This window comes from Affinirhizobium helianthi (assembly GCF_042680945.1).
Classification (GTDB): Bacteria; Pseudomonadota; Alphaproteobacteria; order Rhizobiales; family Rhizobiaceae; genus Neorhizobium; species Neorhizobium helianthi.
Map to the genome: position 1 here is coordinate 126,266 of NZ_JBHUEQ010000017.1, position 23,810 is coordinate 150,075.

General features: G+C 58.4%; 24 protein-coding genes. 9 read left to right on the top strand and 15 right to left on the bottom strand.

Annotation, left to right across the window (positions count from 1 at the left end; translation table 11 throughout):
- The first annotated feature begins 65 nt into the window (after window positions 1–65).
- The gene (gene nhaA, locus ACFSE1_RS10675) at window positions 66–1,274 is read left to right on the top strand and encodes a Na+/H+ antiporter NhaA (RefSeq protein WP_377400555.1); all 1,209 of its coding nucleotides are present in this window, start codon (window positions 66–68) and stop codon (window positions 1,272–1,274) included.
- Between the two features lie 70 nt (window positions 1,275–1,344).
- On the opposite strand, the gene ACFSE1_RS10680 is transcribed toward nhaA, so the two are convergent.
- On the bottom strand, window positions 1,345–2,169 hold the full coding sequence (locus tag ACFSE1_RS10680) for a pseudouridine synthase (protein ID WP_377400558.1): 825 nt from the start codon (window positions 2,167–2,169) through the stop codon (window positions 1,345–1,347).
- Between the two features lie 93 nt (window positions 2,170–2,262).
- Here ACFSE1_RS10680 and prmB point away from each other — a divergent pair, with 93 nt between their 5' ends.
- Window positions 2,263–3,180, top strand: a complete 918-nt coding sequence (gene prmB, locus ACFSE1_RS10685) for a 50S ribosomal protein L3 N(5)-glutamine methyltransferase (RefSeq protein WP_377400560.1) — start codon at window positions 2,263–2,265, stop codon at window positions 3,178–3,180.
- Here the strand turns inward: prmB and ACFSE1_RS10690 are convergent, their stop codons facing one another.
- Both ACFSE1_RS10690 and ACFSE1_RS10695 read right to left on the bottom strand, forming a co-directional pair.
- Window positions 3,181–3,984 carry a potassium channel family protein gene (locus ACFSE1_RS10690; protein WP_377400563.1) on the bottom strand — a complete coding sequence of 268 codons (804 nt, stop codon included), beginning with the start codon at window positions 3,982–3,984 and terminating at the stop codon, window positions 3,181–3,183.
- Between the two features lie 157 nt (window positions 3,985–4,141).
- Window positions 4,142–4,690 carry a cupin domain-containing protein gene (locus tag ACFSE1_RS10695; protein WP_377400566.1) on the bottom strand — a complete coding sequence of 183 codons (549 nt, stop codon included), beginning with the start codon at window positions 4,688–4,690 and terminating at the stop codon, window positions 4,142–4,144.
- Window positions 4,691–4,837: 147 nt separating this feature from the next.
- Between ACFSE1_RS10695 and aptA the strand changes: the two genes are divergently transcribed.
- Entirely contained in the window at window positions 4,838–6,172 is a 1,335-nt protein-coding gene (gene aptA / locus ACFSE1_RS10700; RefSeq protein WP_377400569.1) for an omega-aminotransferase AptA, read from the top strand.
- Between the two features lie 44 nt (window positions 6,173–6,216).
- On the opposite strand, the gene ACFSE1_RS10705 is transcribed toward aptA, so the two are convergent.
- Window positions 6,217–7,038, bottom strand: coding sequence for a bifunctional allantoicase/(S)-ureidoglycine aminohydrolase (locus ACFSE1_RS10705; RefSeq protein ID WP_377400572.1), 822 nt, complete (start codon window positions 7,036–7,038; stop codon window positions 6,217–6,219).
- A gap of 462 nt (window positions 7,039–7,500) precedes the next feature.
- Between ACFSE1_RS10705 and ACFSE1_RS10710 the strand changes: the two genes are divergently transcribed.
- Entirely contained in the window at window positions 7,501–9,252 is a 1,752-nt protein-coding gene (locus ACFSE1_RS10710; protein ID WP_377400810.1) for an MFS transporter, read from the top strand.
- A 414-nt stretch (window positions 9,253–9,666) separates the two neighbouring features.
- On the opposite strand, the gene ACFSE1_RS10715 is transcribed toward ACFSE1_RS10710, so the two are convergent.
- Window positions 9,667–9,945, bottom strand: a complete 279-nt coding sequence (locus tag ACFSE1_RS10715) for a hypothetical protein (protein WP_377400575.1) — start codon at window positions 9,943–9,945, stop codon at window positions 9,667–9,669.
- Window positions 9,946–10,061: 116 nt separating this feature from the next.
- Entirely contained in the window at window positions 10,062–11,495 is a 1,434-nt protein-coding gene (locus tag ACFSE1_RS10720) for an aldehyde dehydrogenase family protein (RefSeq protein ID WP_377400578.1), read from the bottom strand.
- Between the two features lie 438 nt (window positions 11,496–11,933).
- Between ACFSE1_RS10720 and rpsU the strand changes: the two genes are divergently transcribed.
- The gene (gene rpsU / locus ACFSE1_RS10725) at window positions 11,934–12,176 is read left to right on the top strand and encodes a 30S ribosomal protein S21 (protein WP_377400581.1); all 243 of its coding nucleotides are present in this window, start codon (window positions 11,934–11,936) and stop codon (window positions 12,174–12,176) included.
- Between the two features lie 44 nt (window positions 12,177–12,220).
- Window positions 12,221–12,409, top strand: coding sequence for a hypothetical protein (locus ACFSE1_RS10730; RefSeq protein ID WP_377400584.1), 189 nt, complete (start codon window positions 12,221–12,223; stop codon window positions 12,407–12,409).
- Between the two features lie 56 nt (window positions 12,410–12,465).
- Here ACFSE1_RS10730 and ACFSE1_RS10735 read toward each other — a convergent pair whose 3' ends face one another.
- From ACFSE1_RS10735 to ACFSE1_RS10760, 6 genes are all read right to left on the bottom strand, one after another.
- Window positions 12,466–12,825, bottom strand: coding sequence for a hypothetical protein (locus tag ACFSE1_RS10735; RefSeq protein ID WP_377400587.1), 360 nt, complete (start codon window positions 12,823–12,825; stop codon window positions 12,466–12,468).
- Between the two features lie 62 nt (window positions 12,826–12,887).
- Window positions 12,888–13,916, bottom strand: a complete 1,029-nt coding sequence (locus tag ACFSE1_RS10740; RefSeq protein WP_377400590.1) for a LacI family DNA-binding transcriptional regulator — start codon at window positions 13,914–13,916, stop codon at window positions 12,888–12,890.
- Between the two features lie 7 nt (window positions 13,917–13,923).
- Complete coding sequence (locus ACFSE1_RS10745; RefSeq protein ID WP_377400813.1) at window positions 13,924–14,748, bottom strand: ABC transporter permease; 825 nt, start codon at window positions 14,746–14,748, stop codon at window positions 13,924–13,926.
- Window positions 14,748–15,569: an ABC transporter permease gene (locus ACFSE1_RS10750; protein ID WP_377400593.1), complete on the bottom strand. Its 822-nt coding sequence runs from the start codon at window positions 15,567–15,569 to the stop codon at window positions 14,748–14,750. The genes ACFSE1_RS10745 and ACFSE1_RS10750 overlap by 1 nt, the downstream gene beginning before the upstream one ends.
- An 84-nt stretch (window positions 15,570–15,653) precedes the next feature.
- A complete protein-coding gene (locus ACFSE1_RS10755) occupies window positions 15,654–16,799 on the bottom strand; it encodes an ABC transporter substrate-binding protein (RefSeq protein WP_377400596.1) in 1,146 nt (381 codons plus the stop codon).
- Between the two features lie 49 nt (window positions 16,800–16,848).
- Window positions 16,849–17,931: an ABC transporter ATP-binding protein gene (locus tag ACFSE1_RS10760; RefSeq protein WP_377400599.1), complete on the bottom strand. Its 1,083-nt coding sequence runs from the start codon at window positions 17,929–17,931 to the stop codon at window positions 16,849–16,851.
- 246 nt (window positions 17,932–18,177) lie between these two features.
- On the opposite strand from ACFSE1_RS10760, the gene ACFSE1_RS10765 reads away from it, so the two are divergent.
- Window positions 18,178–18,669 (top strand): sigma-70 family RNA polymerase sigma factor, encoded by a 492-nt coding sequence (locus ACFSE1_RS10765; protein WP_377400603.1) that lies wholly within the window; start codon window positions 18,178–18,180, stop codon window positions 18,667–18,669.
- A 90-nt stretch (window positions 18,670–18,759) separates the two neighbouring features.
- Here the strand turns inward: ACFSE1_RS10765 and ACFSE1_RS10770 are convergent, their stop codons facing one another.
- Both ACFSE1_RS10770 and ACFSE1_RS10775 read right to left on the bottom strand, forming a co-directional pair.
- Window positions 18,760–18,888, bottom strand: coding sequence for a hypothetical protein (locus ACFSE1_RS10770; RefSeq protein ID WP_377400606.1), 129 nt, complete (start codon window positions 18,886–18,888; stop codon window positions 18,760–18,762).
- Window positions 18,889–19,057: 169 nt separating this feature from the next.
- Window positions 19,058–19,882, bottom strand: a complete 825-nt coding sequence (locus ACFSE1_RS10775) for a manganese catalase family protein (RefSeq protein ID WP_377400609.1) — start codon at window positions 19,880–19,882, stop codon at window positions 19,058–19,060.
- Window positions 19,883–20,093: 211 nt separating this feature from the next.
- Between ACFSE1_RS10775 and ACFSE1_RS10780 the strand changes: the two genes are divergently transcribed.
- On the top strand, window positions 20,094–21,341 hold the full coding sequence (locus tag ACFSE1_RS10780; RefSeq protein WP_377400611.1) for an NAD(P)/FAD-dependent oxidoreductase: 1,248 nt from the start codon (window positions 20,094–20,096) through the stop codon (window positions 21,339–21,341).
- A 12-nt stretch (window positions 21,342–21,353) separates the two neighbouring features.
- A complete protein-coding gene (locus ACFSE1_RS10785) occupies window positions 21,354–22,652 on the top strand; it encodes an NAD(P)/FAD-dependent oxidoreductase (protein WP_377400614.1) in 1,299 nt (432 codons plus the stop codon).
- 105 nt (window positions 22,653–22,757) lie between these two features.
- On the opposite strand, the gene ACFSE1_RS10790 is transcribed toward ACFSE1_RS10785, so the two are convergent.
- Window positions 22,758–23,414 carry a TetR/AcrR family transcriptional regulator gene (locus ACFSE1_RS10790; RefSeq protein WP_377400616.1) on the bottom strand — a complete coding sequence of 219 codons (657 nt, stop codon included), beginning with the start codon at window positions 23,412–23,414 and terminating at the stop codon, window positions 22,758–22,760.
- Between the last annotated feature and the right edge of the window lie 396 nt (window positions 23,415–23,810).

A 23,810-nucleotide genomic window follows, 5' to 3' on the forward strand; every position in this document is an offset into this window, starting at 1 on the left:
CGCTGCGGGTTCCCCCGAAATCGACGGAGACTAAGATCAACTTCCAAACAAGGGAGCGTGAACCTGTGTCTTCGACAATGCATTCAGGTCGCATAAACTCTTCACTTCGCAAGTTTCTGGCCAACGAGGCATCGGGTGGCCTCGTCCTCATGGCTGTCGCGCTGCTGGCGATCATCACGGCAAATTCTGCCCTCGCCGACAGCTATTTCCACATCCTGCACGTCTATGTCGGGCCACTCAGCCTTCAGCACTGGATCAACGATGCGCTGATGGCGGTGTTTTTCCTGATGGTCGGTCTGGAGATCAAGCGGGAGATGCTAGACGGGCAGCTCTCGACCTGGAGCCGCCGGGTTCTGCCAGGTGCTGCGGCTTTGGGTGGCATGGTGTTTCCCGCGCTTTTCTACCTTCTTCTGAACCGGGATAATCCTGCGGCAATTCAGGGCTGGGCCATCCCGACAGCAACCGATATTGCGTTTGCACTCGGCGTCCTGTCACTTTTCGGGTCGCGCGTGCCCACTTCCCTCAAGATATTCCTCGCGGCGCTTGCCATTATTGACGATCTCGGTGCCGTCATCGTGATCGCACTCTTCTACACAGCCGATCTAAACCTCATGGCGCTTGCCGGAGCTGCAATCGTCTGGGGCAACCTCTTCATTTTCAACAAGATGAAGGTGAAGGTGCTTTGGCCCTATCTGGTGCTGGGCGCGGTGCTGTGGGTGCTTGTCTTTGCCTCAGGCGTTCACGCGACGCTGGCCGGCGTCATGCTTGCGCTCACAATCCCGCTGAAGCTGACGCCCGGAACGCCAGAAGCAACACCGGACGAGTCGCCGCTCCACCGGCTGGAGCACAGTCTTCACAAGCCGGTTGCCTTCCTCATTGTGCCGATCTTCGGTTTTGCCAATGCGGGTGTCTCGCTTTCCGGCGTCAGCCTCGGCGTGTTCAGCGAGCCGCTGACCATGGGTGTTGCGGGTGGCCTTGTGGTTGGAAAGCTCGTCGGAGTGCTTGGCGTCGTCACGCTGCTGGTCAAGCTGGGACTGGCCCAGCTGCCCGCGCAGGCAAGCTGGGGGCAGGTCGCGGGCACTGCCCTTCTGTGCGGTATCGGCTTCACCATGTCGCTGTTTATCGGACTGCTCGCCTTCGACGATCCCGCCGTTCAGGACCACGTCAAGATCGGTATCCTGATGGGATCTCTGGTGTCCGGCCTTGCAGGATCCGCAGTGCTGATGCTGTCCAGCAGGCGCAAGACAGAAGCCTCTCTTTCAGCAGCCAGCTAGAGCACGTCCAGCAAAAGTGCGTTAGCGGTTTTGCGTCCGGAAAGGTTTGAAAACAAAGTGTGATAGGATTTCAGACGCTGCGGCGTGTGCGATGCTTCAGGGCATCGACTTCCGCAGCGGTGAGGCTACGGCTTTCCCCTTTGGCCAGGCTGCCGAGGGGCAAGTCACCAATGGCGATCCGCACGAGTCTCAGGCACTCCACATGGAAGGCTTCGAGCATTCGGCGGATCTGCCGATTCTTGCCCTCGTCCAGCACGATCTCAAGCCATGCGGTCTTATCGCCCTGCCTGAGAAGATCGACCCGCCGCGCGCTCAGGCGCTCGCCATCATGCACCACCCCTGCCCGCAGGCCGGTGAGCAGGGTTTCATCCGCGATACCGTCGATCTGTACGTGATAGGTTTTCGATACATGCGTTTCGGGATCGAGAAGCGCATCGGCAAACCGCGTATCGTTAGTGAAGAGCAGCAAGCCTTCGCTTGCCTTGTCCAGCCGACCGACCGGCGAAATATGCGCCGCCTGCAGATGCTTCAGGCAATCATAGACGGTTGGCCGCCCCTGAGGATCGTGCCGCGTGGTGACAAGCCCGCGAGGCTTGTTGAGCATGAGATAGACGAAATCCTGCGCTTTCACGGCCTCGCCATCGACCGCAAGCTTCGACGCCTGAAGATCAACCCAGGTTTCCTTGTCGGTCACAGTCTTGCCGTCCACCGTCACACGTCCAGCAAGGATCAACTGTTCGGCCTGCGTTCTTGAGCAAAAGCCCAGTTTGGAAAGCGCACGTGAGAGCGTTGCACGCTGGCCATTGTCCGGCGCCTTACGGCGTGGAGGCAAAGTGGCCGGAGCAATCCGCCTCTCCTTTTGCCCCCTGGGCGGGCCACGCCTGCTGTTCGCCATAGTTCCACTCATCTTGCCGAATTGCCGCGTGACAGCTTTTCCCGAAATGTTTTAGAGGAATAGCCAACCTACTCATTCTTGGAAAGTGAAACAGTGCTCAATCTGGATGAAACCGTCCGCGAATTTGTGACCCTGCGCGATTTCTGGCGCTATGCCATTTCCCGCTTCAATGCGGCGAACCTTTCCTATGGGCATGGCACATCCACTGCAGGCGACGATGCCGCCTTCCTTCTGCTCGATTCACTGGACCTGCCGATCGACACGCTGGATCCGTTTCTCGATGCGCGGCTTTTGCCGCATGAGCGGAAGCTTCTGGCAGAGCGTATTGAAGCACGTGTCACGAGCCGCAAGCCGTCCTCCTACATTACAGGGCATTCCTATATTCAGGGGGTTCGCTTCCATGTGGATGAGCGGGTCATCGTGCCGCGCTCGCATATCGGCGAAATCCTGTTCAACGAGTATCTGAACCCCAATGGCTCCAGCTTCCTGCCCGATCCGATGATGGTGGAAAGCGCCGTCGATATCTGCACTGGCTCCGGCTGCCTTGCGGTGATTGCTGCAAAGTTCTTCCCCAACGCGACTGTCGATGCGGTCGATCTTTCCGCCGATGCGCTGGAAGTCGCGAAGCTTAATGTTGCGGAACATGAAGTGGAACAGCAGGTCAACCTGTTGCATGGCGACCTGTTTGAACCGCTTGCAGGCCGCACCTACGACCTCATCATCACCAACCCGCCCTATGTGGATCATGAAGCGCTTGCAGGCTATCCGCCGGAATATCAGGCGGAACCGCGCATGGCACATGACGGAGGCGAGGACGGACTTGATCTGGTGCGCCAAATCCTTCGCGATGCGCCAGCCTTCCTCAACCCGGAGGGGTTGCTGATCTGCGAAATCGGTTCAGGTCGCGAGATCCTGGAAGAAGAATTCCCGCATCTGGAATTTGCCTGGATTGAGACCGCTGAATCCCAGGATGCGGTGTTCCTGATCAGCGCCGAGGCGCTATCGAGCTAATTAGTCATTATCGTTCGGGATATTCAGCACCTGCCCGCAGGCCTTGCAGTGGACGGCATCGAGATCGTGCCGCTGCAAGCCACATTGCGGGCAAGGAAATGTGACCTTGTTCGGCCGCACCACGGCCTGCGCCAGCCGCACGAAGAGCGAAATGCCGACAATCATGGTGACGACGGATGTGAGCTTGCCCAGCGTTCCGGGCAAGGTAATGTCCCCGAAGCCGGTGGTCGTCATCGTCGCGACGGTGAAATAAAGCGCGTCGACAAAGCCATCCAGGCCATCCTGATTGTAGAAGAAGGTGGTGTAGACGAAACTTGTCACCACGAAGAGAAAGACCATGAAGTTGAGTGCAGCCCGCACCACCTCATGATAGCTGCCATAGCCCGCTTTCCGGAGCGCCACCCGCAGAAGCGGACTTTCGCCAATCGCCCAAAGCCGCATGGCGCGCAGAAAGGCGAAGTTGAAAAGCGTGTGCGGGAAAAGCAACGTCGCCAGCACCGCCAGATCGATCCAGGTCAGTGGCCGCTTCAGGAAGGCGCGTGGTGAATCCGCTGCCAGTGCCCGTATCAGCAATTCCCCGAAGATCCACACCGCAATGGCATAATCGATGATGAGGTAAGTGGGACCGCTTCTGAGATAGGGGCCCAGCACGAAGAAGGCGATGATGCACAGATCCACGAAGGCAAGCAGAGACTGCCAGCGAAGCGCCCAGGCATCGCGTCCACGCGCAAGACGCCGGGCGGCCATGCGTCCATAGGCAAGACGTGCGGCAAGAGAGCGGGAAGAAGTTTTGCTTGTCCTCATCCGGGGGCGATATAGCGCCGCCTCTCAAGGGTCAAGCACAACCCTTGAACGCAGGTAAAACAAGAATGCTCAAGCAGCCTTGCTGGGACGCTCTGTTTGACATTTGATACCCATTGCGGCGATCATCGATGATCCAATGCAAAATTCGAGAATTCCACTAGAAGCTTGGCGGCGTGCAGGCACTGATGACCTCGCAAGGCACCGGACCGACACAGCGAAAACGATGCGGGCGACGACTTTCGAAATAATAGGCATCGCCGGGACCGAGAATGCGGCGCTCGTCATCCACCGTCACTTCCAGCCGACCGGAGAGAATGATGCCGCCCTCCTCCCCTTCATGGACCAGCGGCACTTTGCCGGTATCGGCACCCGGCTGATAGCATTCATGCAGGATCTGCAAACTGCGGCCAAAGGTGTTTTCTCCCACCTGGCGATAGGAAATCCGCCCCTTGCCGATCTCCACCAGCTCCTCTGCCGCGTAAAAAGCTTTCTTCGGTTTTTCCGGCTCAAAGGCAAAGAATTCCGCAAGCCCGATCGGGATGCCATCCAATATCCGTTTCAGCGCACCGACGGATGGATTGGATGCATTCGACTCGATCAGTGAGATGGTTGAATTGGTTACGCCAGCGCGCTTTGCCAGTTCCCGCTGCGAGAGCTTGTGCGCCATACGGATCTGGCGCAACCTGTTGCCTATATCGACGCCCATGCCACCACCTGTTTCACCTGTTCGACATATCGAAACTCATGGCGCATCGATCAAATAAAATCAACAGGTTGCATGACGCCAGAAAAGGACTTGTTGCCGCTTCGAAAATGCAGCACACAAACACATCGGAAATGGAGCCGCATTGCTATGGACCACTCTTCACGTTCTAACCTGCCTTCGATGGAAAACTTCTGGATGCCGTTTACGGCAAACCGGCAGTTCAAGGCCTCGCCGCGCCTCTTGGCCAGTGCCGAAGGCATGTATTACACCGATGTGGATGGCAATCAGGTGCTGGACGGCACGGCCGGTCTGTGGTGCGTGAATGCTGGCCATGGCCGCAAGCGTATTGCCGATGCAGTTGAGCGCCAGCTGCGCACGCTCGATTTCGCACCCACCTTCCAGATGGGCCATCCGATTGCCTTCGACTTTGCTGAAAAGCTTGGCAAGATGTCGCCTGGCGGCCCTTCCGCACAGCTTGACCGCGTGTTCTTCACCGGCTCCGGTTCTGAATCCGTCGATACCGCCCTGAAGATCGCCATCGCCTATCAGCGCGCCATCGGCCAGGGCACGAGAACGCGCATCATTGGCCGCGAAAAGGGCTATCACGGTGTTGGCTTCGGCGGCATTTCCGTCGGCGGCCTTGTCAACAACCGCCGCATCTTCCCGCAGATCCCGGCAGACCATATGCGCCACACGCTGGATCTTGAGCGCAACGGCTTCTCCAAGGGCTTGCCGCCGCACGGCCTCGAACTGGCGGAAGATCTGGAACGTCTGGTGCAGTTGCATGGTGCTGAAACCATTGCTGCCGTCATCGTCGAGCCGCTTTCCGGTTCTGCTGGGGTGGTCATTCCGCCGAAGGGTTATCTGGAGCGGCTGCGCGCCATTTCCGAAAAGTACGGCATTCTGCTGATTTTCGATGAAGTCATCACCGGCTTTGGCCGTCTCGGCACACCGTTTGCGGTGGATTATTTCGGCGTGGTGCCGGACCTCATCACGACCGCCAAGGGTCTGACCAATGGTGCGATTCCGATGGGCGCTGTGTTTGCAAGCCGCAAGGTGCATGACGGCCTGATGCATGGGCCGGAAAACGCCATCGAGCTGTTCCACGGCTACACCTATTCCGGCCATCCCGTGGCCAGCGCCGCTGGTATCGCCACCATGGAAATCTACGAGGAAGAAGGGCTACTGACGCGCGGCGCGGCAATGGCCGAACCGTTCCAGGAAGCACTTCACAGCCTGAAGGGTCATCCGCATGTGGCCGATATTCGCAACCTCGGACTCGTGGGTGCCATTGAACTGACACCGCGTGACGGGGCTCCCGGCACCCGCGCCTACGATGTTTTCGTCGATTGCTTCAAGAACGGCCTCTTGATCCGCGTGACGGGCGATATCATTGCGCTTTCGCCGCCGCTGATCATCGAGAAAGAGCATATCGAGATCATCGTTTCCAAGATCGGCGATGCCTTGAAGCGCGTTGCTTGATCATCAAATGAGAAGCGGCCCCGCAAGGGGGCCGCTTCAAACATTCAGATAAGATCGACGTGACGGTTCACGTCCTTGTAGAGCAGGTAGCGGAAGCGACCAGGCCCTCCCGCATAGCAAGCCTGAGGGCAGAAGGCGCGAAGCCACATGAAATCGCCCGCCTCCACTTCCACCCAATCATTATTCAGGCGATAAACCGCCTTACCTTCCAGCACATAGAGGCCATGCTCCATGACATGGGTTTCCATGAAGGGGATGATACCACCCGGCTGGAACGTCACGATGTTAAGGTGCATGTCGTAGCGAATATCCGCCGGGTCGATGAAGCGGGTCGTGGCCCAGCAGCCATTGGTGTCAGGCATCGCAACCAGTTCGCGCTCATCCTCATGGGCAAAAACGGCAGGCGGAGCTTCCAAGCCTTCCACAACCTGAAAGCGCTTGCGCACCCAATGGAATTTGACCGGCGAAGACCCGGTGTTCTTCAAGGTCCATTTTGAACCGGCGGGCAAATAGGCAAAGGAACCGGCGCGAAGCGCATGGGCGACCCCATCCAGCGTAATCGTCATCCCGCCTTCGACCACGAAGATCGCGCCCTGTGCCGCGGTGTTAGGTTCCGGCCTGTCACTTCCGCCGCCGGGCTGCACTTCCACAATGTATTGCGCGAAGGTTTCTGAAAAACCTGTCATCGGACGCGCGATTATCCAGGCGCGTGTCTCATTCCAATGCGGCAGGAGGCTGGTGACGATATCCGTCATGACCGTGCGGGGAATAACCGCGTAAGCTGTGGTGAAAGTGGCCTTGCTGGATAGAAGCTCAGTCTGTGGTGGCAGACCACCCATGTTCGCGTAATAGCTCGTCTTTTCCATTCTGATCTCCAATCGACACGCAGGCCATCCGTGTCATTTCCTTTGAACGCCACATGTCTTATCGCCAAGTGAACATGAAATAAATCGTCAACTTCGGTGACATCGTCCCCCGAAAGCGCTGAGCGCGCGAAGCTTATGTTCGCCTGTGGACTTAGACGAAAGTCGTTCTGATCCGTCTAATCCCTCTGTGTTACTTTGGCACCATCGCATTCTGTCACATGGGTAGGAATTGACAGTCTGGCGGGGGACGCCGTGTTGAAACCGGCATGCAAGGAGGGCCGCACCCGAAAGGGAAAGATTGCAGACAGACGGCTGGAGGGCCGGACTGATGAAGCGAAGCGAGCCAGAAATGGCACCACGCGCACGATGTGATCAGCGATATTTGACGGTCGGAAGACCGGAATTCTGGAGGAGGAATTCATGGCAGCAATTGAAATGAACGCAAGGGACCGCTCGCGTCCCATGACCGGGGAGGAGAAGAAGGTCATTCTCGCCTCTTCCGCCGGCACCATCTTTGAATGGTACGATTTCTATCTTTACGGCTCACTGGCGGCGATCATCGGCGCACAGTATTTTACCGCCTTCCCGGAAGCCACACGTAACGTGTTTGCGCTTTTGGCTTTTGCAGCCGGCTTCATCGTTCGCCCCTTTGGAGCGCTCGTGTTCGGCGCATTGGGCGACCTTGTTGGCCGCAAATATACCTTCCTGATGACCATCCTCATCATGGGACTTTCCACATTCCTGGTCGGTCTTTTGCCAAGCTATAATAGCTGGGGTGCGGCGGCGCCGGTAATCCTGATCATTCTGCGCATGTTGCAGGGCCTGGCGCTTGGCGGCGAATATGGTGGTGCCGCAGTCTATGTGGCCGAACACGCGCCGGCCAACCAGCGAGGCTATTTCACCGCCTTTATCCAGACAACGGCAACCCTTGGCCTTTTGTTGTCCCTGATCGTTATCCTGGCGGTTCAGGGCTATGTAAACGCAAACTGGGCACCAACCGCAGTTCTCGATGCAGCAGGCGCTGCCGTACTCAACCCTGACGGCTCGCCAAGGATGATCAAGGCCTTCGATCTCTGGGGCTGGCGTATTCCATTCCTGGGTTCAATCGTTCTTCTCTTGATCTCACTCTATATCCGCATGCAAATGCATGAATCGCCTGCCTTCAAGAAAATGAAGGAAGAGGGTGCAGCATCGAAAGCGCCTCTGCGTGAAGCCTTCGGAACCTGGAAGAACGGCAAGTTCGCCCTGATCGCTCTTTTCGGTCTCGTCGCAGGTCAGGCTGTCGTCTGGTATTCGGGCCAGTTCTACGCTCTGTTCTTCATTCAGAACGTCGTGAAGGTGGATAGCTTTACCGCCAACGTCATGGTGGCATGGTCGCTGATCCTCGGTACGAGTGGCTTCCTGTTCTTCGGTTCGCTGTCGGACAAGATCGGCCGCAAGCCCATCATTCTGGCTGGCTGCCTCATTGCTGCACTCACCTACAAATTCGTCTTCCCGCTGCTGACGGAAACGGCAAACCCGGCTCTTTACGCAGCACAACAGACTCCGGTCGTGGTGACCGCCGCGCCTGGCGACTGCTCTTTCCAGTTCAACCCAGTGGGCACGGCGAAATTCACGTCCTCTTGCGATATTGCAAAGTCAACACTGGCACGCTCTTCGGTGAACTACACGTCCGTTGAAGATCCGGCAGCTACGACAGCACAGGTCAAAATTGGCGAAACCGTCATTCCATCCTACGATGCCACAGCTCTGACAGGCGATGCCGCCAAGGCAGCACCGGCCGCTTTCACAAAATCGGTCAACGACGCCCTCACGGCCGCCGGTTATCCACTTGCTGCCGACAAGAACACCAGCGTGATCAAGGCCGCGCACTTCTTCGATATCTTTACCGGCCAGAAGATCATGGTCATCCTGATCCTGACCTACCTCATTCTGCTCGTCACGATGGTCTATGCACCGATTGCGGCCATGCTGGTGGAACTGTTCCCTACCCGCATTCGCTACTCTGGCCTCTCTCTGCCCTACCATATCGGTAACGGCTGGTTCGGCGGCCTGATGCCAGCCACTGCATTCGCCATCTCGGCGCAAACTGGCAACGTGTATGGTGGCCTGTGGTATCCAATCATCATTGCCGGTGCGACGGTTGTGATCGGCGCGCTGTTCGTGCCAGGCGGAACCCACAAGAAGGACATCTTCGCCGACGACGCAAAGTAACACTCCCAATCATTTTGCAAGAGACGGACAGGCTGACCTTCGGGTCAGCCTTTTCATTTTAGAAGCATAATCTCCTTGGATGCTTAACCTCATCATTCCGCTACCCGCCTCCAGCGCGATGCTATGAGCGCCGGGTCGAGAGCGAAGCAGCAGGCGTTGAACCAGCCAGCGCTGACTCGTGATGATGAGCCGCATGAGCCGAGGCAGAGGTTCTGCTCCCGAACAGGAGTGATGAAGATGGGGGTACCTATCGCAATCACGCTTGAGCCAAGAAAAACCCGGACGAGCTGGTTAAATCGCGTCCGGGTTCCATTCTTTAACTCGTCGCAACGGGGTCAAGTGTTAGCGCACCTGACCTCACTCCTGTAAGATACAGGCACGACACCTGGCTTCAAGCACGGCATATAGTGCGCCTTATGAGCGCTTTGACTTCAGCCATACCAGCCAGCCGAGCAGAAAAACACCGAGAATAATGGCATTGGCGAGAACCCCCATCGCGACTGCCCTGATCTTGTCGGCGCTCGCATCTGCTGCCGTTGTCATCGGCAGCAGAATGGCGATGAACACCACGCCCATGGCCAGCGGCATAGTGAGCCCCATGGTTTCGCGTGTCCGTAGCGCCGTCATCAGCAGAAAGAAGACAAGCCCGATGCGGAACGGGTCAATCAACTGGCCGGTGAGAATTTCTATCATTGTTCCCCTCCCATTAAGGCATTGGTGAGATTACAGAAATCTCGGATGGGAACAAGCGATTCCACCAAAAATGCCGGCGGGCGAACCACCGGCACGTTTAAGGTCAAACCGGTTGATCAGGCCAGCGTATAGGCCGTCTTGACCACGGTGAAGAATTCCGCGGCATATTTGCCCTGTTCGCGCGGGCCGAAGGAGGATGCCTTGCGACCGCCGAAGGGCACGTGGAAATCCACGCCAGCGGTGGGCAGATTGACCATGACCATGCCCGCTTCCGAGTTGCGCTTGAAGTGGGTGGCATGCTTCAGGCTCGTGGTTGCGATACCGGCGGAAAGGCCGAAGGGCGTATCGTTGGCGACAGCCAGCGCTTCCTCATAATCCTTGACGCGGATGACGGCGGCAACCGGGCCAAAGATTTCCTCGCGGCTGATGCGCATATCGTTGGTGGCTTCCGTGAAAAGCGTCGGCTGGAGATAGAAGCCCGGCGTTTCGCGCTCGATGCGTTCGCCACCAAAGGCGAGCTTTGCGCCTTCCTTTCTGCCGATATCGATATAGTCGCAATCCTGCTTCAGTTGGCGCTCATCCACAACCGGGCCGATATGCGTGCCTTCCTTCAACGCGTGGTCCACGTTCAGCTTGCTGAGGCGCTCGGTCAGGGCTTCAACGAACTTGTCGTGAATGCCTTCCGTTACGATGATGCGGGAAGATGCCGTGCAACGCTGGCCGGTGGAGAAGAAGCCGGAATTGGCAGCGGCTTCCACGGCCACGCCAAGATCGGCATCGTCCAGCACCACCATCGGGTTCTTACCACCCATTTCCAGCTGGAACTTGCGGTTATGCTCAATGGAGGCTGCCGCCACGCGCTTGCCGGTTCCGGTGGAGCCGGTAAAGGTAATGCCTGCCAGATGCGGACTATCCAGCATGGCCTGACCGACGACGGAGCCGCGCCCCATCACAAGGTTCAACACGCCCTTGGGCAGACCGGCGCGATGGAGAATATCCACAATGGCCCAAGAGCAGCCGGGCACCAGTTCGGCAGGCTTGAAGACAACCGTGTTGCCATAGGCGAGAGCTGGCGCGATCTTCCAGGCGGGAATGGCAATGGGGAAGTTCCAGGGGGTGATGATGCCGATTGGCCCCAATGGTTCGCGGGTAATCTCGACGCCGATATTCGGTCGCGCGGAGGGCACGAGCTCCCCTGTCAGGCGCAGCGTTTCACCTGCGAAGAAATCGAAGATCTGGGCGGCACGGATCGTTTCGCCAATCCCTTCGGCGAGCGTCTTGCCCTCTTCCAGCGAAAGCAGTCGGCCCAATTCATCCTTGCGTGCCAGAATCTCATCCGCCGTCTTTTTCAGGATGGCATGGCGCTCCAGAATTCCGGACCGTGACCAGGATGGAAACGCCGCCTTGGCTGCGGCAATGGCTGCGTTCGCATCATCTGCGCTTGCCTGGGCGTAAAGGCCGACAACATCGCGCGTGTCGGAAGGATTGATGTTTTCTTCCGCTTGGGAGCCGACCCATTCGCCGGCGATGAGGTTCTGGTGCAGTGTCATGGTGCCTCTCTTTGTTGAGCGTAAAATCGCCCTCGCTCTCTCGAAATTCTCGCTTATCATATCTCTCTTGAATATAAATATGACAAGCAACTCACGCTTCTGCGTAGGGCGGGAACAAATTTGCCGGGTTCTTGGTTTCTGCTGCATGCAAAATGTTCGGCAGGCAAATGTTCAAAACCTGGTGTTGGCGCCAAGTCGGATGTTTCATTCCGCCCAATGGTTGAATTCTGGATTTCCGGCACTACATAAGGTGTCACCGTGCGCCTGCCTTCCCTTTGGAAGCAGCCCTCCCACCCGGGCCGAGGCGCAATTCAAGGCGCGCACTTTGCCCGCCCTTTGCGGCGATGCCACGCGCATCTCCCGCTCGTTGTTCGGCACCTGCCGGAACCGTATCAGATCATCAGGCACCTGAGCCTTCAGGTGCAGAAGGAGATATTTTTGCAAGTTCTCGTCCGCGACAATAACGTTGATCAAGCTCTCCGTGCCCTGAAGAAAAAGATGCAGCGCGAGGGTCTCTTCCGCGAGATGAAAGCGCGCAGCGCCTATGAAAAGCCTTCAGAGCGTCGTGCCCGAGAGAAATCCGAAGCCATTCGCCGCCAGCGCAAGCTCGCTCGCAAGAAGGCGCAGCGCGAAGGCCTGTTGCTGATGCCGAAGAAGGCAGCCGTTCGCGGGCGGCGCTAATTCCCGTTCGATAGTTCCCAGCAGTCCGTAGAAAGGATAGCCCCATGTCCCTGGATGATGTGACGATAGCCCCCGCCAAGCTCTCTCCCCGTGATAGAGCGGAAGCAACGAATCGAGCGGCTCGCGAGATCATCGATTCCGAGGCCACGGCGCGGGAAAAGAAGACGGAAAAACTGCGCGCCATGCGGCTTGCCAAAGTGGCGACGCCCGGCCCGAGAAAAGGCAAACGCTAAGCCTGCCAGATGCAAAGGCGATCCGTCAGGGTCGCCTTTCTTTTTGATCCCGACGCTCAACCGCCCGATGGATTTTGCGGTGCCTCGCCTGGCTTGATCACCGGCATGTTGCCCGTTTGCGGTGCGGGCTCCACAAGTTCATGATCTCCTGTCACCGGCGGCTTCAGAACGCCATTGCAATTGGCAAGATTGCCTGAGAGAGATTCAGGCTTGCTGTCCGGTGCCTGACCGGAGCTTCCGCCTGACTGGCCATCCGGCGTCAGACAACGATCGGTAGACGGGCTGGGTGCAGTTGTCCCGGCCTGTGCCACGGCCTCCGTGGCAGCCAGAAGCGCTCCCAAAGCGAGGGTGAGCGACAGGATACGCAATCCAAACCTGCCTGAGTTCGTTCCTGAGTTCGTTCGAAATTCGGACATGCTCTCTATCCTCCTTCACAAACAGAACTCGTCAGGCCCGTCGCCGTTCCCGGTGGCAGCACTCAACGTGTCGGGATAAAACTTTCCCGCACCACCAGATCGGGGATGATGCGTACGATCTGGGACGGTGCATCCGCGTTGAGGGCACGCTGTTCAAGAAGCGTTATCACCGCAGAGGCCACCTGTTGCGGATCCTGGCGGAAGGTGGTCAGGCTATAATTGAGCCACGCGGCTTCCGGCACATCGTCGAATGCCATGACGGCGACATCCTGCGGCACCCGCAGCCCGGCACGCCTGAGGATATCGATCAGGCCAAGGGCGAGAAGATCGTTGGCGCAGAAAATTGCATCAAATTCTGCCTTCGCTTCCAGCAATTCACGCGCCGCCGTCACACCGCCCTGATAGTCGGAATCGGCGCCATGGGCCATTGGAATGGGGCCAAGCCCGTGGGCCTGGCAGGCTTGCGCAAAGGCAATTTCCCTTTCCCGAATGCTGGGCGTGCCGGAATGCGAACCGATATAGGCAAGCTTCTTGCGCCCCGCCTCGATGAAAAGTTCGGCGGCACGGCTTGCCGCCTCCTGGTTTCCGGCCTGCACCAGATCTGCGCCTGCCTCACCGCGTCCGATCATCACCACCGGCTGGCCGTTGCGTCTTGCCAGTTCGAAGAAACTCGCAGGCGGTGATCCAGAGAGAATGATGGTTGCTGCCGCGCGATGACCAATCAGAATGCGTTGCGCCGCCAGCAATTCCTCTTCCGTCTGGCCGGTATTGATGAGAACGGGAACGCTTCCGCGTGCGATCAGCGCCTTGGAGAGCGCCGCTGTCAGGTGCGAACGAAAGCCCACTTCCGGCTTGGTGGCAACGATGCCGACCAGCCGGCTCTGGTTGGCGAGAATGCCGCGTGCCAGATCGTTGACGTGATAGCCAAGCTCCTCGGCTGCCTTCAGCACCTTTTCGCGCGTGGCAGGCGAAACGCTGGCCCCCGGCGTGAAGGTTCGCGATACGGCAGAGCGTGACACGCCTGCCTTGCGTGCCACTTGTTCGGCACTGACAAAGCGTGGCTGGTTCCGGGCAGACTTTTCTTTTGTCATCAAAACCTCATCGTCCCACGCGGGACAGCACGTCCGCTTTCAGAAAGCGTTCGACAAGCAGCATGAATACAAGCGATGGAATCAACAGCAGCAGCGCCGTGATGGACGCAATCTGGTAGTTTCCGCCAGACCCTGCAGAATAAAGAAGCAGGGGCAGCATGTTCACATCCGGAGCGCCGACGAAGTAGCTTCCGGTAAATTCATCAAGCGATTCCAGAAAAACGAAGATTGCACTGGCCAACAGGCCGGGCGCAGCCAGAGGCAGCGTAATATCCCGGAAGGTGCGCAACGCCCCTGCCCCGATGGACCGGGCAGCCTGCTCCAGTTCCGGCTCTATGGCGGAGAAAGCTGCAGTGGCAATCCACACCGCGTAGACCAGACCATGCGAGACATGAACGAGAACGACGCCCGCGATGGTACCATTGAGGCCGATCTCGTAGAAAATCCGGGCGACGTTGACATAGACCGTCAGGTTGGGAAAAGCCTGCGGCATAAGGAAGGCCAGCAGGATAAGCCCGCGCAATGGCAGCTTCAAACGCGCCAGAGCATAGCCTGCAGGAATGGCCAGAGCGAGCGACACCAGCACCGTCAACATCGCGACGATCAACGAGTTGCCAAGCGATTCAAGCGCTCCTCCCCTCGGCGCGAAAACCTTTCGCCAGCCGGAGAAACCGTATTCCAGCGGCAGCGCGTGAGGAAAGTACCATTTCTCTGTCACAGTCCAGAGCAGCATGTTGAACAGCGGCCCGAAAATGGCAAAGGCCAGGAGACCGAAAACAATGCCGCGCGGCACCCACCAAAGGGCGGCGAAAAAGCGCGAGGAAGCCCTCATCATGCCCGCTCCTTCATGCTGATTTTGAGGTAAAACCAGGCAACGCCGGAGGCCATGAGAAGCGAGATGAGGCCGAGCGCATTGGCAACGCCGTAATCGCCATAGGCATTGACGCGGAAGGCAATATCCGCCGTCAGCATGGTGGGCGATTGCGCATTGATCATCAGCGGCACCGAAAGCACGGACATCATGGTCACGAAGGAAAGAATGAGCCCGACGGCAAGCGTGGTCGCCGCCTGAGGCAAGATGATCTGGAACAGAATGCGCAGCCTTGAGGCCCCCAGGTTCATGGCCGCCTCGATACCCTCGCGGTTGACGGATGCCATCGCTCCGGACAGCAGAAGCGCCACGAAAGGCGTCTGCTTCCACACGAAGGCGATCACGATCCCGCGCCAATCCAGGAAGCTGACCGCCTGAAGCGGCTCAATCAGGCCAAGGCTGATGGCGGTGTTGTTCATCATGCCGTTCTTGGCGAGGAATGTACGCAGGACCTGCCCCACCACGATGAAGGGCACGAACATCGGCCAGCGATAGAGAAACCGCAGCAATGCCACTGCGCGCGGATGGTTGCCCAACGTGAGATATCCACCGATGGAAATGGAGAAGACCCCGATCAGCACCGTCGAAAGGGTAATGATCGCAACGGTGAAGACCATATCCTTCCAGTAGAGATCGAAGGACTTCGAAAAATTCCCGAAGCCCCAGCCGCCATCCACCTGAAACGCGCCGATTCCCGAGAGAGCAAGCGGCAGGATGAACAAAAGGCCGATCACCGCCAGAGCCGGTGCAACAAGAGACAAGCCGAGGAAACGTCTGGACATCACGGTGAGGCACGCATTTCACTGATCCCGGAGGGTTCCCCCATCCCAGGTATTGCCGGGACGGGGGAACGATCGCAGGAGGGTTTACTTCACAGACTTCTCATAGGCTTCGAGGATCGCCGTATTGTAGGGTGCGATCGGGAATGGCTTGCCCTTGGAAGCCAGATCTTCCGGGGAGATATCCACGAAGAGCTTGTTCCAGGTCGCATCGTCGAGCTCCGCCTTCACGTGGTTGGCGTCGATGCCCGGATACCAGTTGAAGCGCTTCACGATGCCTTCGGCCTGCACCTTGGGGCTTGTGGCCAGGGCCACGAACTTCTCAGCCAGTTCTTTGTGTGCTGCCTTTTCCGGAATCACATAATGCATGGGCTGGCCGGGCATACCGGGTGCGGGCAGAACCAGCTTCATCTCTGGGGGCAGACGGCCATCTGCCTTCCAGCTGTAGAACATATCCACCCAGACAGGCCCCATGGCGATCTCACCGCGGGAAAGAAGATCCAGCGTTCCGGCATTGCCGGGTGTCAGTGTCGCATTGGTGGTGAAGTCGGCAAGCTTCTTCAAGGCGCCACCCCACTTCTCGGTTTCGGCCTGCTCGAAGGGGCCATTCATCAGCTTGCTGGCATCGCCATCGCCAAAGGCATAGATCCAGCCCATGACGAAGCTGACGCCGGATGCGCCACCCTTGATGCCGTTATAGCCGAACTGCTTGGGATGCGCCTTTGCCCAATCCACCAGCTCCGCGTAGCTCTTCGGCGGGTTGGGAACGAGCGCCGGATTGTAGGCAATGGCCGTCTGGCTGTTGAACATCGGCATTACATAGCCTTCGACATTGGTGCCGAGAGCCATCTTGGCATTGTCACGCGTGACCAGCTTGCCGGTATCGATGTCACCGCGATATTTCGCGAGGTAGCTCTTGCTCACCATCGGGCCAACGAACTTCTCGTGGACAACCGCCACATCCGTATCCCAGGTCTTCTGCTGGGCACCGGCTTGCGCATCGAAGCGCTCGAGAATCTTCTGGGAACCGGCATCGCCCGGGCCTGTGCCCACGGCGCGCACCGTATGGCCGGGATTGGCCTTTTCGAACAGCGGCGCGAGATACTGGTTGATATAGTCGACCATGTTCTGGTCGCCCGCCGTCACCACGGTCAGTTCGTCTGCGTGGGAAGGCAGGGCCGAAAGCGGGAAGGCAGACAAGGCAAGGGCTGCCATTGCGGACAGTCGTTTCATCGGTCGTCTCCGTTTTGAGATGAAGAGGTTGATAGCGAGCCTGGCCACTTCAGGCGGCCGGGTTAAAGGCAAAGAAGTTTTCGTTGGCGACGCGCAGCACCACATCCGACCCCGGAGCGAAGGCTCGCGGCGCATCCGCCATGACCTCCTTATCCCCCAGACGGATGACATGGCGCCAATGGCCGCCCGGATAGCTGACGGACAGGACACGCCCGTCGAAAACCTGCCCGCCATCCTCCGGCAGATCGCTGCCCGCCTCGAAAAGCTGGGCCGCTTCCGGGCGAAAGCGCGCCTCGATCATCCCCGAGGCAAGCCTGTGCGCCGGGACCGGCATGGTGAGCGTGCGATGACCGGGGAAGGAGGCAAAGCGCACGCGCCTCTCCTCCACCTCCGCCTGCAATGTCAGCAGGTTTTCGGCACCCATGAAGGCTGCAACAAAGGAGGAAGCCGGGTTGTTATAGACCTCCTCCGGGCGGCCCTGCTGTGCAATCTGCCCGCCATTGAGGATGACGATGCGGTCCGCCATGACCATCGCCTCCTCACGATCATGCGTGACATGGATTGCGGTAATGCCGAGCCTTTGCTGCAAGGCGCGAAGCTCGTGCCGCACGGTCAAGCGAATACGGGCATCGAGATTGGAGAGTGGCTCGTCCAGCAACAGGATTTCCGGATCGATCACAAGAGCACGGGCAAGTGCCACGCGCTGGCGCTGACCGCCGGACAGTGCCGAAGGCTTTCGCTGCCCAAGCCCGTGAAGACCGAGGAGCGACTGCACCGCTTCCACTTTGGCACCGATTTCGGCTGACGGCAGCTTGCGCAGCTTAAGGCCATAACCAATGTTTTGCGCAACCGTCATGTGCGGCCAAAGCGCATAGGACTGGAACATCAGGGCCATGCCGCGCCGATCCGGCGGCAGCCTGGAAATATCACGGCCTGCGACCTGCACCGTGCCTTGCGATGGCGCGACAAAGCCGGCCAGCAATCTCAGAAGCGTGGTCTTGCCGCAGCCGGATGAGCCGAGCAAAGCGACGAATTCGCCCTTTTCAACCGTCAGATCGATGCCCTTGAGCACCTGGGTCGCGCCATAGGTGCTGGCCACCTGCCGAAGCTCGAGAAATGTCTGATCGCCCATCGATATGCCCCATCTGCACAGCCGTGCAATCACTGGGAACACTCTTATGATCGCTTTCTAACAGGCAGATGACAGCGTGATTGAATGCTGAAAAATTCATCGCACCCGGCCGAAAAGCGGGTGCCTCACAGCTCCGGCATGTGGATTTCGGTCAAAATCGGACAGAGCATCAGATTATGCTAATTTTCTCGGAACAAGTTGGGCAGAGCTTGTGTTTCTTGATCACAGGGTATGGAGGCAGATATCATGACCGATATGACCGGACACCAGCGCGTACAAGCTCAGATGATCGAGCTGATCCCCGCTTTACGCTCCTTTGCCAGACGGCTGGACCGAAGCCCGACCAATGTTGACGACCTCGTGCAGGAAACCCTGGTTCGGGCTTTGGCCAATATCGACAAGTTCCAGGAGGGCACCAGCCTGAAATCCTGGCTCTTCACAATCTTGCGCAATACTTTCTGCACCAAGTTCGGCCTTGCCAAGCGCGAGACCGTGGGGCTGGAGGATTGCGCCTCGGCGCGGCCAAGCGTGAACGCTCCGCAGGAATGGTCTGTACGGGCCCACGAGTTTCATCGTGCCCTGCTTGCGCTGCCTGATCACTACCGCGATGCCGTGGATATCATTCTGCTTCAGGGACAAAGCTATGAAGTGGCAGCGGAACGCTGCGGCTGCCCCGTGGGCACCATTAAAAGCCGCGTCAACCGCGCCCGCGCCCAGCTTTCCACGCAGCTGAATTAATCAAGAAAACGCCCCCTCTCCCCTTCAAAGGTAGCAAAGCGCTACCTTTTCTTTTGCCTGTCCTTCTGGCCTCACGGCTGATCGATCCCGCTACTGATCGATGGCGTGCGGCGATGGTTGACCCGGTGCCTCGCCTGAGGTGGAGAAGGGTCTGATGACGATCAAGGCCAGTACGATCACGACGATCACGCCCAGCCCCAGCAGCATGTTTCTGTTCATGGAGTTTAACCTTTCGTGAGGAGTGGCGGCACGTTCGAGCGTTTTCGTATCCAACAGAGACACGACAACGCTTTAACTCTTTGTTTTTACGCATTTCCGGACGGAAAACCGCTAAACAGTTTTCCTGGAAATGCTCTCGCCGCCACTCGCTTCGCTGTTTCCTCAGGAGTTACATTTGCTCTGACTGCGCGCCGCTTCCGGGCTTTGCCGGGCCGAGATTGGGTTTAGGCCCCATCGGCGAAAGCGGCACGGAGGTGAAGTCGCCCTTGCCATCAATGGAGCGGCCCTCGGACCAGCGGCCCGAGACAGGCGGCGTTCCATCCGCCTGGAAACCGAGGAAGGCATAGGAGAACTCGCGCTTTTCATCTTCCTGCGGGAAGCTGTTGGGAATGGGGAAGGCTCCTTCAGCCCCGCCCAGCTCCTCCAGTGCTGCCATCCACTGGTTCTGGTGCATGGTGTCACGCGCAATCAGATAGGACAGCATATCCTTCATGCCCGGATCGTTGGTCATGTTGTAGAGACGCACCGCCAGCGTACGCCCAGTGGATTCGGCGGCAATATTGGCTGTCATATCGGCTGCAATATTCCCGCTGGCATAGACATGCGACATGTCGAAGGGAACGCCATCGCTATCGACCGGCATGGCCGAAAGCCCTGCCGATAGCAGGTTTTTCATGTTGAAGCCGTTCATCACCATGCCGTTGACCGGATCGGCAGCCATAGCTTCCTTCTCGGTCAAAGGTGCAGCTTCCATGTTCAGCGCAACGGCGGTCGCCAGCATTTCGATGTGCCCCAGCTCCTCAGCCGCGGTGTTCATCAACAGATCGCGAAATTTCGGGTTGCCGCGCGCGCCGCAGGCCTGGAAGAAATACTGCATGGCAACGCGAATTTCTCCTTCGACACCACCGATTGCCTGCTGAAGCGCATGAGCGAAACGGGGATCGGGCTTCTCGACGCGAACCGGGTGTTGCAGCTTTCCGTCTGTGTAGAACATCTAGTGTCTCCTTGGCTGTTGGGTCGCCCTCCAACAAAAGCTTTTCGGAGAAGTTCCGGCATTACCGGCAAAACAGATAAACAAGGGCAGACGAGGAAAAACGGAAAAAGCCTTGGCAAACGGAACGCGCCAGCAAAATTCGTTTGCAAGCGGCTCAAACCGGACGCATCTTCCATTCGTAAGTCATTCCATACAGAAGAGCAGCATTTTCATGTCGGCAGATGTCATCGTCCTGGGTGCGGGTATCATTGGCGTTTCAACGGCGGTACATCTGGTCAAGCGCGGCAAGTCGGTGGTTCTGGTGGATCGACGGGGGCCGGGCGAGGAAACCTCCTATGGCAATGCAGGGCTGATCCAGCGCGAGGGCGTGGTGCCCTACGGCTTTCCGCAGCAATTGGGCATGATCCTGCGCTATTCGCTGAACAACCGTATCGACGCTCATTACCACCTGGGTGCCCTGCCCTCGGTTGCGCGGTTTCTGGCAACCTACTGGTGGAATTCGAATGTCAGCCGGCATCAGGTGATTGCACGGGCCTATGCCCCCTTGATCGAGCATTCGATCAGCGAGCACGACAGTCTCATTCAGGAAGCAGGCGCCAGCCACCTCATTCGCAAGGATGGCTGGACGGAAGCCTTCCGCACCAAAGCCAAACAGGATGCGGAAGTGAAGGAGGCAGAACGGCTGAAACGCGAATACGGCCTCAACTTCATCGTTCATGACGCCCGATCTCTGGCGGACAAGGAACCGCATCTTTCCAGCGATTTCGTCGGCGGTCTGAGCTGGGTCGAACCCTGGTCCGTTCTCGATCCGCATGCCTTGACCCTCGCTTACGTGAAGCTGTTCGAAAGCCTTGGTGGCCGGTTCATCCACGGCGATGCCACATCGCTGAGGCAAAAGGGCAGCGGCTGGGAGGTGATGACTGAGGAAGGCGCGGTGACCGGCAAGGATGCTGTCATTGCGCTCGGCCCCTGGTCGGACACGGTAACCAAACCGCTCGGCTACAGGTTCCTCGTCGGGGTAAAGCGCGGCTATCACATGCATTACGCCCCGCGTGACAATGCGGTACTGAACGGCTGGACCATGGATGCGGAGCGTGGCTATTTCCTTGCGCCGATGTCCCAGGGTATTCGCCTGACAACGGGCGCTGAATTTGCCACGCGCGATGCGCCGAAAACGCCCGTTCAGCTGGAGCGCGCAGAAGCCGTGGCCCGCACGGTTTTTCCGCTGGCAGAGCGACTGGACAAGGAGCCGTGGATGGGTGCCCGCCCCTGCACGCCGGATATGATGCCGGTGATCGGCAAGGCACCACGCCATAACGGCCTGTGGTTTGCTTTCGGCCATAGCCACCACGGCCTGACCCTCGGCCCGGTGACAGGACGCGTGATTGCAGAATCGATCTGTGGCGAAAAGCCCTTCATGGATATAACGCCCTATCGTCCGGATCGTTTTTCCATCTAGAAAGAACCCGTCTTGACCCGTGCAACAAGCAGCAATCCCGGCCACACCGCCTCCTGGTATGCAGCATCGGCTGGAGATCAGCGCATTCGCCCCGCGCTGGAAGGGGAAGTGGAAGCGCATGTCTGCATCATTGGTGCGGGCTTCACGGGCATATCTGCCGCGCTGGAACTGACCGAGCGCGGCCACACGGTCGTCGTTCTGGAAGCGGAGAGAATCGGTTTCGGCGCATCCGGGCGCAATGGCGGCCAGATCGTCAACGGCTACAGCCGTGACCTCGCCACGATTTCCAGCCGCTATGGGCCAGAGAGGGCCGCAGAGCTTGGCCGAATGTCGCTGGAGGGCGCAGCCATCATCCGCGAACGGGTGGCCCGCTACGGCATCGAATGCGACCTTCGTGAAGGGGGCTTCTTTGCCGCCTTCACCGAAAAGCAGATGCGGGAGATGGAAGCGCACAGGGCCGATTGGCAACGCCACGGCCACCCCGCACTGGAGATGGTGTCCCGGCAGGACGTCGCCAACTATGTCATGACGGATCGCTATGCGGGCGGCATGATCGACCGCCTTGGCGGCCACATCCATCCCCTCAATCTGGTTCTGGGCGAAGCGGCGGCTGTCGAGGCCCTCGGCGGACGGATTTTCGAGCGATCCCGCGTGCTGGGCCTGGAGGAAGGCCCGCGCCTGACCGTGCGAACGGCCAAGGGAAGCGTCGCCTGCGATTATGTGCTGGTCTGCGGCAATGCCTATCTCTTTCCGCAGTTTCCCGAAATCAGCAGCCGCATCATGCCGGTATCGAGCCAGATCATCGTCACAGAGCCTCTGGAGGCAGACCTTGCCCGCTCGCTGCTTCCGGCGGATTACTGCGTGGAAGACGCCAATTATGTGCTCGATTACTACCGCCGCACGGCTGACAACCGCATTCTCTATGGCGGCGGCATTGGCTATGGCGGGCGCGATCCGGCTGATATCGAGGCCGTCATTCGCCCGAAAATGCTGAAGACCTTTCCGCAACTGGCAGGCCGAAAGATAGATTTTGCCTGGGGCGGCAATTTTGCCCTGACGCTGACCCGCATCCCTCACATGGGGCGCCTGTCAGACCGCATCTATTTTTCGCATGGCGACAGCGGACACGGGGTCACGACAACCCATCTTCTCGGCAGAATTCTGGGCGAGGTGGTGGACGGTCATGCCGGACGGTTCGATGTATGGGCATCGCTGCCGAACCTGCCCTTCCCCGGTGGCCAGACCTTTCGTGTTCCGCTGACGCGACTGGGTGCATGGTGGTATGGCATGCGCGACCGGCTGGGGCTCTGAAGCCCGGACGAAAGACCGCAGCAGTTTTTGTGTGACACAGGTTTTAAAAACAAAAAAGCGGGACTATTGCCCCGCCTTTGCAATCGATTTCGCTCTATGTGCCGATCAGCACACAACGAAACGCTTCAGCTGCTGATGGATGGACGCCTTGAAATCCGAAACGATCTGCGCGCCTTCCCGTTCCGGCACCTTGATGGCCAGACGAACCATGCTGACCGTCAGATGGCACATCACAAACGCCGTGCGCTGGAATTCTTCGCGCAGATTCTCCGGCACGAAGGGGGCCGCAGCCTGACAGAACATTTCGGAGATCTGGCGCGCTTCGCTGATGTCGATATCTGCAAGGGCCTTGTCCGCCTGAATGGCGTTGATCAGATCCTGGACCGGCGGATGGCTGCGAACGAAACTCGTATAGAGATCGACCATCATGTCGGAGGCTTCACTGATATCGCTTGGCCCGGCGATGCGGCTCAAGCCTTCGGCGAGCATGTTGCGCATCTGCCCGATGTAACGATCGTAAAGGGTGGCGATAATCGCGGTCTTGTTCGGGAAGTACTGATAGACGGAGGCAATCGGTCCACCGGAGCGACCGGCGATTTCTTTCATGGTCACGGCATCGATGCCTTTTTGACCAATAAGGTCCATCGCGACTTTCAGGATTTCATCGATGCGTTCGCGGCTGCGTTCCTGCTTTGGAATGCGACGCAATGCCAATTGTGCTCCGATATCACGCCGTTCAACCATCTGGCTGCTTGCATCCATAATTCAAACTCCCCTAGCAGCTGCGCCTTACGCGCGCCGCGCCTTGCCCCGTTCGCTGCCGCAGAAGTAACCCATCGTGCTCTTCTTATCGGCCTTTGCCAATTTGTGCGAGAGGCACAGCATCAACCGCTGTACACAGTTCCCGCCGACCGTCTCAACATTCAACCGAAGATGGAAGATCCTTCAATCATTCGTGAGCATGAGAGGTCAATGCGCATGGCTGAGTGTGGCCCCGTCTCTTACACGCCGCAAAACCGCCCCTGCGAGTGCAATTCTTTACTTTTGGAGTTAAGAAGAAGACTTTCTAATGGAGCCTCCATTAAATAAGCCTTATCCCTCCGCAAGCTTAACACCAAACCCTTACCAAAACGCAGTTTCTTGTTCGTTGTTCGAAGT